Annotated in this window: 13 protein-coding genes and 1 pseudogene; 7 read left to right on the top strand and 7 right to left on the bottom strand. The window is 65.2% G+C overall.

What is annotated here, in order from left to right:
- Positions 1-82: 82 nt before the first annotated feature.
- Together R2770_06675 and R2770_06670 are read right to left on the bottom strand one after the other, a co-directional pair.
- Positions 83-3,136 carry a glycoside hydrolase family 2 TIM barrel-domain containing protein gene (locus R2770_06675; GenBank protein MEZ5280138.1) on the bottom strand — a complete coding sequence of 1,018 codons (3,054 nt, stop codon included), beginning with the start codon at positions 3,134-3,136 and terminating at the stop codon, positions 83-85.
- Between the two features lie 149 nt (positions 3,137-3,285).
- On the bottom strand, positions 3,286-4,545 hold the full coding sequence (locus tag R2770_06670) for an MFS transporter (protein ID MEZ5280137.1): 1,260 nt from the start codon (positions 4,543-4,545) through the stop codon (positions 3,286-3,288).
- Positions 4,546-4,618: 73 nt separating this feature from the next.
- Between R2770_06670 and R2770_06665 the strand changes: the two genes are divergently transcribed.
- The 5 genes and pseudogenes from R2770_06665 to R2770_06645 all read left to right on the top strand — a co-directional run bounded on the left by R2770_06665 (position 4,619) and on the right by R2770_06645 (position 8,697).
- Positions 4,619-5,848, top strand: a complete 1,230-nt coding sequence (locus tag R2770_06665; GenBank protein MEZ5280136.1) for a serine hydrolase domain-containing protein — start codon at positions 4,619-4,621, stop codon at positions 5,846-5,848.
- Positions 5,845-6,045 carry a hypothetical protein gene (locus tag R2770_06660; protein ID MEZ5280135.1) on the top strand — a complete coding sequence of 67 codons (201 nt, stop codon included), beginning with the start codon at positions 5,845-5,847 and terminating at the stop codon, positions 6,043-6,045. The genes R2770_06665 and R2770_06660 overlap by 4 nt, the downstream gene beginning before the upstream one ends.
- Positions 5,973-6,392, top strand: a complete 420-nt coding sequence (locus R2770_06655) for an amidase family protein (protein MEZ5280134.1) — start codon at positions 5,973-5,975, stop codon at positions 6,390-6,392. The genes R2770_06660 and R2770_06655 overlap by 73 nt, the downstream gene beginning before the upstream one ends.
- Positions 6,281-7,252: pseudogene (locus R2770_06650) on the top strand (amidase). The gene R2770_06655 and the pseudogene R2770_06650 overlap by 112 nt, the downstream one beginning before the upstream one ends.
- 41 nt (positions 7,253-7,293) lie before the next feature.
- Positions 7,294-8,697 (top strand): mycothione reductase, encoded by a 1,404-nt coding sequence (locus tag R2770_06645; protein ID MEZ5280133.1) that lies wholly within the window; start codon positions 7,294-7,296, stop codon positions 8,695-8,697.
- Between the two features lie 17 nt (positions 8,698-8,714).
- On the opposite strand, the gene R2770_06640 is transcribed toward R2770_06645, so the two are convergent.
- The 4 genes from R2770_06640 to R2770_06625 form a co-directional block, all read right to left on the bottom strand.
- Complete coding sequence (locus R2770_06640) at positions 8,715-9,143, bottom strand: DUF2752 domain-containing protein (GenBank protein ID MEZ5280132.1); 429 nt, start codon at positions 9,141-9,143, stop codon at positions 8,715-8,717.
- Positions 9,144-9,147: 4 nt separating this feature from the next.
- The gene (locus tag R2770_06635) at positions 9,148-9,609 is read right to left on the bottom strand and encodes a DUF4190 domain-containing protein (GenBank protein MEZ5280131.1); all 462 of its coding nucleotides are present in this window, start codon (positions 9,607-9,609) and stop codon (positions 9,148-9,150) included.
- Entirely contained in the window at positions 9,606-10,394 is a 789-nt protein-coding gene (locus tag R2770_06630) for an alpha/beta hydrolase (GenBank protein MEZ5280130.1), read from the bottom strand. The genes R2770_06635 and R2770_06630 overlap by 4 nt, the downstream gene beginning before the upstream one ends.
- 71 nt (positions 10,395-10,465) lie before the next feature.
- Positions 10,466-11,416 carry a 2-oxoglutarate and iron-dependent oxygenase domain-containing protein gene (locus tag R2770_06625; GenBank protein MEZ5280129.1) on the bottom strand — a complete coding sequence of 317 codons (951 nt, stop codon included), beginning with the start codon at positions 11,414-11,416 and terminating at the stop codon, positions 10,466-10,468.
- 301 nt (positions 11,417-11,717) lie between these two features.
- Between R2770_06625 and R2770_06620 the strand changes: the two genes are divergently transcribed.
- A complete protein-coding gene (locus R2770_06620) occupies positions 11,718-12,353 on the top strand; it encodes a thioesterase family protein (GenBank protein MEZ5280128.1) in 636 nt (211 codons plus the stop codon).
- On the opposite strand, the gene R2770_06615 is transcribed toward R2770_06620, so the two are convergent.
- Positions 12,350-12,856, bottom strand: coding sequence for an HNH endonuclease signature motif containing protein (locus tag R2770_06615; GenBank protein MEZ5280127.1), 507 nt, complete (start codon positions 12,854-12,856; stop codon positions 12,350-12,352). The genes R2770_06620 and R2770_06615 overlap by 4 nt on opposite strands.
- A gap of 154 nt (positions 12,857-13,010) precedes the next feature.
- On the opposite strand from R2770_06615, the gene R2770_06610 reads away from it, so the two are divergent.
- Positions 13,011-13,355, top strand: a complete 345-nt coding sequence (locus tag R2770_06610; GenBank protein MEZ5280126.1) for a hypothetical protein — start codon at positions 13,011-13,013, stop codon at positions 13,353-13,355.
- The last annotated feature ends 538 nt before the right edge of the window (positions 13,356-13,893 follow it).

The raw sequence follows: 13,893 nt of genomic DNA, 5'->3' as shown, positions 1-13,893 counted from the left end.
CTTTACGGTCTGTGGCATCTGGACTACCCCCTGGGTTGTGCGATTCGACGACTCACTGTAGGGGACCTGCCAATCGATCGGGTCAGAACCCCGGGAAGGGCGATGCTCCCGGCACCCCCTTGGTGGCGATCTGCCACGGTGCGTCAGAACTCGAGAACGGGACCAGTCCGAACCGCCAGCGGGTGTCGTATGCGTCGACCTGGTATTGGCTCAGCACACCGGGGCCGCACGAACCGTTGCCAAGGCCGCTGTGCAACCCGTCTATGTGCACCTCGACCTCGTCCATCGGGATCAGATCGGTCATGTGCCGGGCCGCTTCGATGTCGGCGACCCCATAACGGCTGGCGTTCAGGCCGAACACCGGATCGCCCACGACCATGATCGCGTTGTCGAGCTTGTCGTCGCCCAGGACCGCCCAACGCACATCTGTGTGATGTCCCGACTCTTGGGGGATCGAATAGGGGTAGAAGTCCTGGTCGATGCCGATGTTGTGCCGGGCCACACGAGAACCGATGACTCGATCCGGGTAGGTCTCGTGAGGCCCTGGGCCGAAGAAGTCGAGATGGGTGACGTGGCCGCGCAACCTTCCGACCATGCCCAACCGGGCGAGTGACGGAAGACCCGGGCGGTTGGCGGTGAAAGTGGTGTCGACCGCCAGCATGGCGTTCGGATGCAGCCGATAGGTGGTGACGAACCGCAGGTCGACATCGGTCTCGGCACACACCATGTGGGTTTCGATGGTCACCGAATCGGCGCCCGAGTGGGTCTTGTTGGCCGTCACCTCCAGGCGGTCGTAACCGGCGCGGGCCCGGGCCGTGCCGATCTGCTCGGGGCCGAATATGGCTCGATCGTTGTCGGTTTGGGCACGCGTGATGGTCGGCCGCCAGGGCGCCGCTATCAGCTCGGCGCCGCCGACGCTGAGCGAGCCGAGGCCGCAATCGTTGTCGATCCGCACTTCGACGTCGCCGCACACCAGCAGCGTCGAGTCGGCAGATTCGACCAGGCGCACCGCAGATCCGACAGGCTCGGGCGCGGGTCGGCGCCGGTTGGGGCTGCGGATCTGGAACTGATCGAAGGCCACTTCGTGACCCGCCGGAGCCCAGCGCGTGCGGTTGCGCCTTATGGCCCTAACGGTCAGCTGATGCTCGTTGGCCGAGTTCAGCGTGTTGGTGGCATAACCCAGCACGACCTCGGCGGCTTGCCCGGCGCGCACGAGATCGACCTCGATGGTTCCACTCTGCACCCTGCGCCCAGCCGACTCGACATACCACTCGAAGTCGTAGACCTGAAGATCCAGCCACTGCTGGCGGTTGACGATTCGAAGCCGACCGGTGACGGGGTCTAGCAGTTCGAACCCGATCGGCTGATGGGCGTGCTTGACCGCAACCATCGCCGGATGCGGCTCGCGGTCAGGAGACACCAAGCCGTTCATGCAGAAGTTGCCGTCGTTGGGCACATCGCCGAAGTCGCCGCCGTAGGCGTGAAAGCGTTGTCCGTCTGCGGTGTGGTGCACCAGCCCCTGGTCTGCCCAATCCCAGATGAAACCGCCCGCCAGCCTGGGCCGCGACCGGATCAGTTCCCAGTACTCGTGCAGGTTGCCGGTGCTGTTGCCCATCGAATGGGCGTACTCGCACATTACGACCGGACGGTCGTCGCGCGGATCGTCGGCCAACGAAGCCAGCTCGGCCAACGACGGGTACATCGGAGCAGTGATGTCGACCGACGGCCGGCGCCCAGCCGGGTGATAGTGGATCGGGCGGCTGGGGTCGCGGTCGCGTAACCACGACGCAGCCACGTCGTGGTTGACGCCATAGCCGCTCTCGTTTCCCAACGACCAGGCGATGACACAGGCCCGGTTCTTGTCGCGTTCCACCATGCGCTGCACACGGTGTACGAACTGGTTCTCCCAGGTCGGGTCCTTGGCCAAACGGTCCCACACACCGTGGCTCTCGATGTTGGCCTCGCCGAAGACGTACAAACCGTAGATGTCGCACAGCTCGAGGAAGCGATGATCGTTCGGGTAGTGAGCTGTGCGAACCGCGTTGAAGTTGTGCTGTTTCAGCAATTCGATGTCGCGGATCATCGATTGTTCCGAAACGACCTTGCCCGTGTCTGGGTCGTGATCGTGGCGGTTGACGCCGCGTATCTCGACCGGTCGGCCGTTCACCAGCAGCTGACCGGACGCGACCTTGACCGAACGCACCCCGAAGCTCTCGACATGCGTGTGAGTCGGGTTACCTTCGGGGTCGATCAACTGCACATCGAGGGTGTGAAGGTAGGGATCCTCGGCGAACCACAGCCTGATCCACCCGAAGGTGTGGCGCATCACCACGGTTCCGTCGGTACCGGGTGCGCCCTCGGCCACCGCCAGCTCGGCGTCGTGCGAGTCGAGAACCCTTATCCGCACCAGATACCCGTCTGGGATGGGCGCCGCCTGCGACCGGACCGCAGTCGGCTGGCCTGCGCCCAGAGCCACCTGAACCACCATGTCGCAGGTCGTTTCGTCAGCGCGAAGGTCGGTGCGGATCGACACGTCCCGGATGTGTACCTCGGGAACCGACCACAGGTGAACCGAGCGATGGATACCGCTCAGCCACCACATGTCTTGGCCCTCGAGGTACGAGTTGGCCGACCAGCGGTAGACCGTCAGCGCCAGCTCGTTGCTGCCCTCGACGACGTGGTCGGTGATGTCGAACGTCGAAGGCAGACGGCTGTCTGACATGTAGCCGACGGTGACGCCGTTGACGTGGACGTGGGCACACGAGTCGACTCCGTCGAAGGTGACGCGCAACCGGCCGACGTTCCAGTCTGAGGGCACCGTGAATGTCCGCCGGTAGTGCCCTGTGGGGTTCGCAGCAGGAACGTTGGGCGGGTCGGCAGGCCACGGGTACTGAACGTTGGTGTAGATGGGTATGTCGGCACGGCCGGCATCGGTCAACTGCCAGTTGGACGGCACGGCGATTGGCCGCCACTGCTCGTCTGACGGTGACGATTCGGGGTCAGGGCACAGGACGAATTCCCACTCGCCGTCGAGGCTGAGGTGGTCTCCCGACCGCTCGAGGGGGATCGAAGCCGGCAGGCGTCCCCAGCCGGTGACGGTGTGGTCGAGGTGGTCTGGCAATCCTGGCGAGGTCACCGCGTCAGGCTACCGGTTCGGCTCGACCCGAATCTGGGGCCCCACCACCGATCTGGGGTCGGATTCGGACCGGATATGACCCATATCCGACCCCAGATTTTCAGTGGCGTGGCGCGGCGTCGGGTGTGAGGCGCGGGGGGGGACGGGTGTCAGGGCTTGAGGTCTTCGAAGCGGTCGATCTCGCGCAGGCCCTTGAAAGCGAACCACCACACGACGACCACGGCGATGGTGAGGGCGCCGCCCAAAACGATGGCTCCGACCAAACCGAACCACTCGGCGGTGACGCCGCTCTCGAAGGCGCCCAGTTCGTTGGACGCCCCGATGAACACCGCCTCGACGGCCATGACCCTGCCTCGCATGCGATCGGGCGTCACCAGCGGAACGATGGTCAGCCGGATGTACACCGAGATCATGTCGACGGCCGCGATGAAGGCCAGCAGTCCCAAAGCCACCCAGAAGCTGCGGGTGAGGCCCAGGCCCACGGTGCCCAGGCCGAACGCTCCGACGGCTATCAGCAGGGTCTTGCCGACGCGTCGGTTGAACGGATGGGCGGCCAGGTACAGGGCGGTCAGCCCCGCGCCGATTCCGCCGGCGGCACGAAGCCAACCGAGCCCCACCGCGCCCACGCCCAGGCGTTCTTCGGCCAGGGCAGGAGCCAAAGCGACCGCACCGCCGAACAACACGGCGAACAGGTCGAGGCCGATCGCCGCCAGCAGGATCGGTTCGGATTTGACGAAGCGCAGCCCCTCCATCGCCGAGCGCAACGACGGCCGCTCGTCGCTCGAGTCTTGTTCGATCTTGTATCGCACGAAATGGATCATCGACGCCGAGGCGGCCAACAGGCAGGCGATGGCCACGAACGGCAAGACCGGATCGACGGCGTACAGGAAGCCGGCCAACACCGGTCCGAGGACGGCGGCGAGCTGCCAGGTCGCGGCCAGCGTCGACATCAGGCGGGGAAAGTCCTGGGGCTCTACCACCAAGGGCGGAATGGCCCTCGACGCCGGGTTGGCGAATCCGCGGGCGGTGCCGAACAGCAGCACCAGAGCGAACAAGACCCCCGGCGAGGTCGGATCGGTCGACGCGTACCAGGCTGTGGCCGCGGCTACTGCGGCTTCGAAGGCCAAAGCGATGGAGGCCATGCGCCGCCGATCGAACCGGTCTGCCATGGCTCCTGCGATCAGGACCAGCATCGCAGTGGGTAAGAACTCGGCGAGCCCGATGAAACCCAGGTCGAGTTCGCGTTCGGTCATGTCGAACACGAACTTGCCGGCGGCTAGGGCCAAGGCCGCGGCAGCAGCTGCGTTGCAGAACCGGCTGGCCATCACCAGGCGAACGTCGCGGTCGGCAAACAGCGAACGCAGGGTCGTCTGGTCTGTGACCGGGCTGTCGCCAGGGTTGGCACTCATGGCCGCGCACGATATCTCGCCCCCGGTCCGCGAGCGGTAGCTTTCGGTGCGAGCCAATCCACAGGGGGATCAAATGAGTCTCGAGGTCGAAACGCGTCCCGAGGGCATGGGAATGTCTTCGGCCCAGCTGGAGCACCTTTCGCGGCACCTCGACGCGTACGTCGACGACGGACGGCTGCCCGGCGTCTATTGCCTGGTGGCGCGCCAGAACAAGGTCGTGTATCTGCACCACTACGGTCGGCGCGACATCGAGAACGATCGTCCGGTCGAACTCGACACCATCTATCGCTTCTTCTCGATGAGCAAGCCGATCACCTCGGTTGCGACCATGCAGCTGTACGAGCAGGGTCGCATCAAGTTGACCGACGCGGTCGAGACCTACATCCCCAGCTTCGCCGACATGCAGGTGTGGGACGGCGGCAGCGCCGAGAAGCCCCGCCTTCGCCCGGCCAGCACCAAGATGACGATCCACCACCTGCTGACCCACATGTCGGGCCTGACGTATGGCTTCATGCACGCACATCCGGTCGACACGATCTATCGCAAGAGCGGGTTCGACTTCGGCATTCGTCACGAGGGCCTGGCGGCCACCTGCGACGCCCTGGCCGAACTGCCCTTGATGTGCGACCCCGGTGCCGCATGGAACTATTCCCACTCGACCGACGTCCTCGGGCGAATCGTAGAAGTGGTCAGCGGCAAGAGCTTCGGCCAGTACCTGCAAGACCACATCCTGGGTCCCCTCGGCATGGTCGACACCGGGTTCAGGGTGCGCGACGGCCAGGCACACCGGTTGGCGTCGAACTACTTCCCCCACCCTCAAACAGGCATGGCGGCGTTGCTCGACGCCGCCGACACGAGCCCGTTCCAGAACGATCCGACGTGGGAGGGTGGCGGGGGAGGCCTGGTGTCGACAATGTCGGACTATCACCGCTTCTGCCAGATGCTGATGAACGGCGGCACGCTCGACGGGCAGCGCATCATCGGGCGCAAGACGCTGCAGTTCATGACCATGAACCATCTGCCAGGCGGCAAGGATCTGCAGTCTTCGGGCACTCCGCTGTGGTCTGAGACGCCATACATCGGCGTGGGATTCGGGTTGGGTTTCTCGGTGCAGATCGACCCTGCCCAAACCCAGGTAATCTCCAGCCCGGGCGAATTCGCGTGGGGTGGTGCCGCCTCTACAGCGTTCTGGTGCGACCCCGCCGAGGACCTGCACGTGATCTTCCTGACCCAGCTGGTGCCATCGAGCCATCACCCGATACGGCCCGAACTCAAGCAGCTGGTGTACGGGGCGCTGTCATGACACTGGACGCTGTGGCCCAGGCCGAGCTGGTTGCGACCGGCCAGGCGACACCCGCCGAGCTCGCCACCGCGGCGGTAGAGCGCATCAACGCCGTCAATCCCCAGCTGAACGCGGTGATCCTCGAGTGGTTCGACCAGGCGATCGCCACGGCCGACGACGCACCCGAGGGCCCCTGCGGGGCGTGCCGTTCCTGCTGAAGGACATCGGCACCACACAAGAGGGCACCCCCACCTATTTGGGCAACCGCGCCATGAAGGCCGCCGACCACAGGGCGTCGGCCGACACGGTGCTGGGCGCCCGGTTCCGCGCTGCGGGGCTGGTGACGCTGGGCAAGACCAACCTGCCCGAGCTGGGCACGGTGCCGGTGACCCAGCCCGCGCGTTCGGGCCCACCAACAACCCTTGGGACGTCACGCGTTCGCCCTCGGGTTCCAGTGGCGGCGCAGGCGCCGCGGTGGCATCGGGGATGGTGCCCATCGCCCACGCCAACGACGGCGGAGGCTCGACCCGGCTACCGGCTTCCTGGAACGGTCTGGTCGGGTTGAAGACCACCCGAGGACGTCAACCCAACCCCGAGAGCGTCAGCCGGTTGATTTCGGAGCTGGTGGTCAGCCGCACGGTCCGCGACACCGCCGCGGTGTTGGACGCCACCCAAGGCCACACCAGCGCCGACCTGTTCCATCTGCCCCCGCCCGAACGGCCATTCTCAGACGAACTCGGCCGCGACATCGAGCCGATGCGCGTCGCCCTGTTGACCGACGCGGGCGACGGGTTCACCACCGATCCCGAGTGTGTCGAGGCAGCCAAGGTGGCTGCGCAGGCCCTGCAGGCCTGGGGCTGCGAGGTCGTCGAGGTAGGCCCCGAGGTGCTGCTGGGCGAGGCCAGTCGGGTCAACGGCCAGACCTGGATGGCTGCGATCACCAGGCGCGTCGACGCTCTGGGCGCAATCCTGGGGCGACCGCTGACCGAAGACGAGGTCGATCCCTACAACTGGGTTGCCGCCCAGCGGGGCCGTTCCATCACCGCGGCCGAGGCGGCGGCCGCAGCCGAAGGCCAACAGGCATGGGTGCGTGATGTGTTCGCGTGGATGCAGCCCTTCGACCTGTTGGTGACCCCCACGTCGGGGTGCCCGCCCCTGACCACCGCTCAGGCCCAACCCGACCCCGACAAGCCGTGGCGAATCGGGCGCACCTATGGCCTGGTGGGCCGCTTCACGCTGCCGTTCAACGTAACCGGCCACCCGGCGATCTCGCTGCCGTTGCACCGCACCACCGAGGGACTGCCCGTCGGCAGCCAACTGGTGGGTCGCATGGGCGCAGAAGGCACACTGTTGCGCCTGGCCGCCCGGTTCGAGGCCGAAATGCCGTGGGCTCACCTGAAGCCGGCGGTGTGGGCGGGCGACTGAACACCCACCGAACCGCGCCCTACCGGGGTTGGAGCTGAACCTTGAACCACTACGACATGATCATCATCGGCACCGGGTCTGGGAACTCGATTCCGGGTCCAGAGTTCGACGACTGGCGTATAGCCATAGTCGAAAAGGGTGTGTTCGGGGGCACCTGCCTGAACGTGGGTTGTATCCCGACCAAGATGTTCATCTACGCGGCAGATGTGGCCCACACCATCCGCCACTCGGAGATGTATGGCGTCGACTCGACCCTCGACGGCATCAGGTGGGCCGACGTTCGCGACCGCGTGTTCAACCGCATCGACCCCATCGCCCATGGCGGCGAGCAGTATCGGGTGGGCGACGAGTGCCCCAACATCACGGTGTACCGCGGTGTCGGACGATTCACGTCCGATCGGGTCGAGGGCGACCAACGGGTGGTCGAGGTCAACGGCCAGCACTTGACGGCGCCGGTGATCGTGCTGGGCGCGGGCGCCAGGCCCCACGTTCCCGCTATTCCGGGTATCGATCCTGCACTGGATCTGCCGGTGGTGCCGTACGAGACCTCCGACACCGTCATGCGCCTCGACCAGTTGCCGCAGTCGATGCTGATCCTGGGCGGCGGCTATGTGGCCACAGAACTGGGACACGTGTTCTCGTCGTTTGGTGTCGACGTGACCATCGTCAACAGGGGACCGGTGCTGCTGAGCCACGAAGACCCCGACGTGTCGCGGCGATTCACAGACGTCTACTCACAGCAGGTCGAAGTGCGCGCCGGCACCTACGATCACCGGGTCGAGCGCCATGGCGACAGGGTCAAGATGACCTACTGCCTCAGCTCGGACGGCACCCAGCAGGTGGTCGAGGCCGACCTGTTGATGGTGGCCACCGGGCGCATCCCCAACGGCGACACCCTCGACCTCGACGCCGCCGGTATCGAGCACCTGGGCTGGCGGGTGATCGCCGACGACGCGGGGCGCACCAATGTGCCGGGGATCTGGGCGTTCGGCGATCTGTCGAACACCTTCCAGCTCAAGCACCTGGCCAATCTCGAGATGCGCAACGTGCGCCACAACATCCTCAACCCCGACGACCTGCGCTTCACCGACTATTCCCTTACACCACACGCCGTGTTCAGCCATCCGCAGGTGGCTTCGGTGGGCATGACCGAACCACAGGCCCGTGCGGCGGGCCTCGACGTGATGGTGGCCACCAAGGATTACGGAGCGACAGCGGCCGGGTGGGCCATGGAGGACACAACCAGCTTTGCGAAGCTGATAGCCGATCGCTCGACCCGCAAGCTGGTCGGTGCTCACATAATGGGGCCGCATGCCGCGAGCCTCATTCAGCAACTGATACAGGGCATGGCCTTCGGGCAGACCGTAGACGAGATGGCTTCGGGGATGATGTACATCCACCCTGCCCTTTCAGAAGTGGTCGAGAACGCGCTGCTGGAGTTCTGACACCCCCGCTGCGGGTGCTAGAGCCCGAAGGGTGCCGGGATATCGCCAATGGCCATCCGCGCGACCCAAACCGCTAGGGCCAGCACCCCCATTGCCGATGCGAAGCGGCCCAGGCGCTGATTCATCCATCGAAGCGACCGCTCGGGGCGCCAAAGGATGAAACCCGCTGCCACGAGAGCCTGGATCATCAGCAGAGCGACGATCGGGTGTTGAGCGAACGACCCGGCGATGTCGCCCGATACAAACCTGGCTGCGGCCCTGGTTCCTCCACAGGCGGGGCAGTAGCCGCCTGTGCACAGCCGAAACGGGCACAGAACCGGCCCGTCGTCGATCACCAAATCGACACTGGCCGCCAGCCCGAGGCCCCCGGAAGCAACCAGCCCCACCGCGACGCGAGGTGACAGGCCCAGCAGCAACGGCTGCGCGGGCGAACGGGTCGTGGTCACGGGTCTAGGAACCTGCGACCGCAACACCGATGAAGAAGAACATGATCAGCAGCCCGATGATGACCGTGCCGATGAGCCCGATGATGAAGGCTGCTGTGGCCATGCCACGGTCGGCGGGGTTGCCCATGCCGGCGTCGATCTGGTTGCGGGCCTTGATGCCCATGATCATCCCGACTGGGCTGAGCAGGCCGCCACAGACCAACAGCCCCACTATGGAAAGGCCTAGGGCTAGACCGGCGCTGGTGCCGCTGGGCTTCACATAGACGGGTGCGGGCCCGGGTGCCTGACCGGACCATCCGGGGTAGGGGCCTTGAGGCTGTCCGGGAGGCGGTGGTGGCGGCGGTGTTCCCTGGCTGATGTAGTCGGGCGGAGGCGCCGGGAATGCCTGGCCGCTCGACGGCTCAGGGGCGTCGTCGGACGGTCCGTCGTTTGGCTTCCCGGAGAAGGGGTCAAACGAGCTGGTCACCGCTGCTCGAGGCTGTCGAGGAAGGCTCCCAGGGCCGGGTTGACGATCTGGGGATGGGTCATGTTGGGGGCGTGTGCCGCACCTGGCACCTTGACCAGGCCCCGGGCGTGGCTGACCGCGGCCTGAAGCGCTTCGGCGCGATCCATGGTTATGGCCATGTCTTGCTCGCCATGTATCGAAAGAACCGGGCAGGCGATCTCAGCAAGGCGGTCGGTGATGTCGTCGCGGTCCAGCAGGGCTCCGGCCGGGTACTCGATGCCGTCGCGGTCGCGCGATTCCCAGATCTGGATCCATTTCTGCATCAGGTTGGGCTCGCCCAAGATCAGGCCGGCGACCATCTGGCCCACCTCTCCCAGAGGCTGGCCGCTCTTCCAGTGAGCGATCATGCCGCGATAGCCCTCGAGGGTTTCGGCATCGTCGACGCCGGCCTGCGAGTCGATCAGCACCAGAGCCCTCACACGTTCGGGCTCCAGCAGAGCCGCTCGCAGCGACAGGAAGCCACCTTGGCTCATCCCGACGAACACCGCCGAGTCGATACCCAGGTGGTCGAGCAGAGCGAGGGCATCTCGCGCCGAGTCCCAGTAGGTGAATGGTCCGGTGGCCGGTGTCTCGCCAAAGCCGCGTTCGTCCCAGGTGATGCATCGATACGAGTCGCGCAGGCTCTCGACCTGATCCGCGAACATGGTGCGATCCATCAAGAAGCCGTGGCTGAAGATGATGGGCGGGCCATCACCGCCCGAGTCGTCGAACCTGATCGACTGGCCGTTGACGTTGGCGGTGGGCATCGGGCCTCCTGGGTGCAGAACCTGCGACCGAAAATAGCAGCCAACCCGGCCGGCGACCTGGTGTGGCCGTGTCAGCCCATGAGGCCGATCTGCCAGATGACCTCGTCGAGCAGATCGCCGGCGGAGATGTCCGCGTACCTGAGGGGACGTTCGGGCGACACGGTCGGTTGTGCGGGCGACAGGATCGTCCACGGCGTCGGGTGACAGAACTGCACAACCGAGATTCGCCCGCCCTGTTGTTCGGGGTCGGCGACAACCCGATGCCAACCGACGGGAATCAAGCCGTTGGTGAGACGTTCGAGCATGATGCCCGTGTTGATGATGACGTGGTCGTCGGGTGGTTCGGCGTCGACCCACCTGCCTTCGACCTTGACCTGCAGGCCTCTGGCCGTGGCACGGGGAAGCGCCGTGATCAGGTTGATGTCACCATGGGCTTCGGCCCAAACATGCTGGGTGCCGGGTGCGCCTTCCATCGGGGGATAGTTGATGGCCCTGGTGAGGTGGGCTCCGTGGGTGACCATGGTGTCGAAATACGACTCGTGGGCGCCGATACCCACCGCGATGATGCGCAGGAAGCGCTGCTGCAGGGCGGCGACCTTGTGGTGAAACTCGAGCAGCAGCTCTGTGCACCCGGGTAGGTCTTGTTCGGGCAGCAGAGGATGGTGATAGCGGTGTCCGTATCTGCGGTTGAGCGGATGTCCTTCGGGCGCCGGCACGCCGAAGTTCAGCATTTCCTTCCAGTCGGGAACGTCGCTGATGGCTGCGGTCTCGACTAGCAGCGGGGTGTAACCGCTCTGACCGCCTGTCTCGCGGGCGTCGTATTTGTCCTTCACAGCGCGAGGTAACGAGAAGAACCTGCCGAGCACGTCGTATGCGTCGTCGAGCATCGTCGATGACAGGTCGTGTTTGGTGTAGACGAAGCCGGTAGCAAGGCTGCGCATGACTCCGTCGATCACCGCCTTGCGCTGGGCGGTGGTTCCCTGCTCGAAGGCCAGCAGGTCGACGTCGAGAATCTCGTCCATGTGCGACAGATTAGATAACCGCGCCTGGTGGTGCGGCCGCTGTCTAGTGTTGAGCCCGTGCCGTCATCCGCAATCAGACCGGTTCCGACCCCAGACTCGCCCATCGACGCGTTGGACTCGCCGACACTTCCGGAAATTCTCGACATCGAGCAGGTCGAACACGACATCTTCCGCGGGAAGAGCCCGGCCAAGAAGCGCACCAGAGTCTTCGGGGGTCAGGTCGCAGCCCAGGCTTTGACGGCAGCTCAGCGTACCCTCGACCCCGATCAGCAGCTGTTGACACACAGCCTTCACGTACTTCCTGCGCGGCGATTGGCGTCACCCGATCATGTATCGCGTCGACCGGATCCGCGACGGGCGCAGCTTCGCCACCCGTCGAGTGGTTGCCATCCAATACGGCGAGGCGATCTTCAACATGGAGGCTTCGTTCCAGGTCCTCGAGAACGGATACGACCATCAGACACCGGTGTTCGATGTCATCGAGGCCACCGGTGTGCATCCCGACGAACTCGAGCCCGACGGTTTTGCCGATGTGGTCGACAGCCGCTCGGTGCCCATCGATCAGATCCCCCATGATCAGCGGCCGGCTCGGTGGATCTGGTTCAGGGTTCCAGATCTGGCCGGCGCCGACGAGCCGGCGACTTCGGCGGGCATCGCCTATTCGTCCGATCACGGGCCGGTGGGGGCTGCTCGTCGACCGCACGAGAACAACCCCGGCTTCGAACGCTCGATGTCGGCCAGCCTGGACCACTTGGTGTGGATCCATCGGCCAACCGACCTGGCCCAATGGCATTTCTACGACCTGCGACCGTCGGCATCTGCCGCATCGTGGCCTGGTGCACGGCACCATCCACCGCATCGACGGCACGATGGTGGCCTCGACAGCGCAAGAAGCGCTAATCCGTCCCTGGCGCGATTGACCCAGGGCGGCCGCTAGCCGGCTCGCGCGGTTTGGTTTGGTGGTTTGCCGGCCGGTGTCTGTTGTCGTGGTGGTGGTTTGGTCCATTCGCTGATGACGGTGCCGTGGCTGTCCTCGAGTCGCCACTGGTCCGGTGTGTCTCCCATGACCAGTCGGTTGCCGTTTTGGTGGAGCCGGTCGTGATGATGCGGGCACAACAGCGCCAGGTTGTCGAGGTCGGTCGATCCTCCGTGCTCGCGATGGTGTAGGTGGTGGGCTTCGCAGCGTTGGGCTTCGGTGTTGCAGTGCCGCCATCTGCATGTGCCATCGCGTATGGCCAGGGCGAGTCGTTGTGTTGGTGTGGCGTATTCGACGTCATAGGCCAGATCCAACAGGCGCCTGTCTGCTTGTTGGTACCAGGCGTTGATCTGGGCCCTGCACAGCATGGATCGTGCGATCGATGCCGGTATCTGGGCGCCGTCGATCGTGTAGGCCAGCCCGTCGGGCCTTGCGAGTTGGTCGATGTCGACGATCAGGTTCACACAACCAGCGGCCTTCTCCTTGGCACCCGCGGTGGGGGTCGGCTTGGTCGGCTGCGGGTAGGAGGCCGTCTGTGAGCATGCTTGCGATGACGTCAGCACCCCGCTGCTGGTGGCTGCGACGCTTACTGGGGTCTGTGATGGTTCGCATGTCGTGGTGGAACGCGGCGCGTTCGCGTCGGTCGTATTCGGTTTTCAACGCCGCACCGGTGACTGGGTCGAGGGTGGCGTTGAACCAGATCATGTCTTCATCGTCGATCCCACACGAACCCCGCCTGCGTCGCCGCTGACGGGCCAGCCGCTCTTCAGGGTCCTCGCGGGTTTGTTCGCGTTCGGCCTCACGAACCGCCGCCCTCGTCTCATCCGCAGACTGGCCCATCGCTTCTGCCAACAAGCCGGCTTTGATGTCGTCGGGCAGATCGGTGTTGGTCAGGTAGTCGGCCTGCTCGGAATTGATGTCTCCAGCCTCCAACGCCTCCGCAACATCGGGATTCGTCGCTAGACGCTGTGACCTGGCCTCGGCCTCGCGCTGGGCCTTACGCGACGGAGCAGGAGGCCCAGGATCGGGTGTACCCTGCGATTCGGCTTCCGGGCCAGGCTGCTTGCCTTTGCGGTTCGCGGCCCTCTGGCGGGCCTTGGCCAGAGCGCTCAACAAACGGGCCTCGTGGCCATCCAAACGAGCCCGCACACGACGAACACCACCAAGCTCAGCCTCCAGCTCGGCGACATCCATCACCTCTAGTTGCTCGGCGCCGCTCAGCACCACCCGCACCTCTGTCACGCCACAAACCCTAAACAAGGGGTGGGACATCGAAGGGTCCACCGGGGTCGTTCACTGGTTCGGGAGGATGTGTTTGGTGTTCGAGTGGGTCGGTCTGACTCTGGGTGTGACTGGCCTTGTGTCTTTTGACTGATCGGTCGGCTGATCCGCTCGGGCATCGAACGCGCACCAGCCGGTCGGACGAACGTGACCTCATTAGGAGCTTGGCTGTTCCCCGTCGATGTCTTGTCCGTCGTCCCGGCCGGTGGTGCCAACCCAT

This window comes from Acidimicrobiales bacterium, from assembly GCA_041394185.1.
In the GTDB taxonomy this organism is placed as follows: domain Bacteria; phylum Actinomycetota; class Acidimicrobiia; order Acidimicrobiales; family Poriferisodalaceae; genus JAAETH01.
This window is presented reverse-complemented; position numbering and strand designations above follow the sequence as displayed.

Coding starts and splice junctions, on each gene's coding strand:
- R2770_06670 (MEZ5280137.1), bottom strand. CDS start 4,545: ATGAGTGCCAACCCTGGCGACAGCCCGGTCACAGACCAGACGACCCTG.
- R2770_06665 (MEZ5280136.1), top strand. CDS start 4,619: ATGAGTCTCGAGGTCGAAACGCGTCCCGAGGGCATGGGAATGTCTTCG.
- R2770_06625 (MEZ5280129.1), bottom strand. CDS start 11,416: ATGGACGAGATTCTCGACGTCGACCTGCTGGCCTTCGAGCAGGGAACC.
- R2770_06630 (MEZ5280130.1), bottom strand. CDS start 10,394: ATGCCCACCGCCAACGTCAACGGCCAGTCGATCAGGTTCGACGACTCG.
- R2770_06660 (MEZ5280135.1), top strand. CDS start 5,845: ATGACACTGGACGCTGTGGCCCAGGCCGAGCTGGTTGCGACCGGCCAG.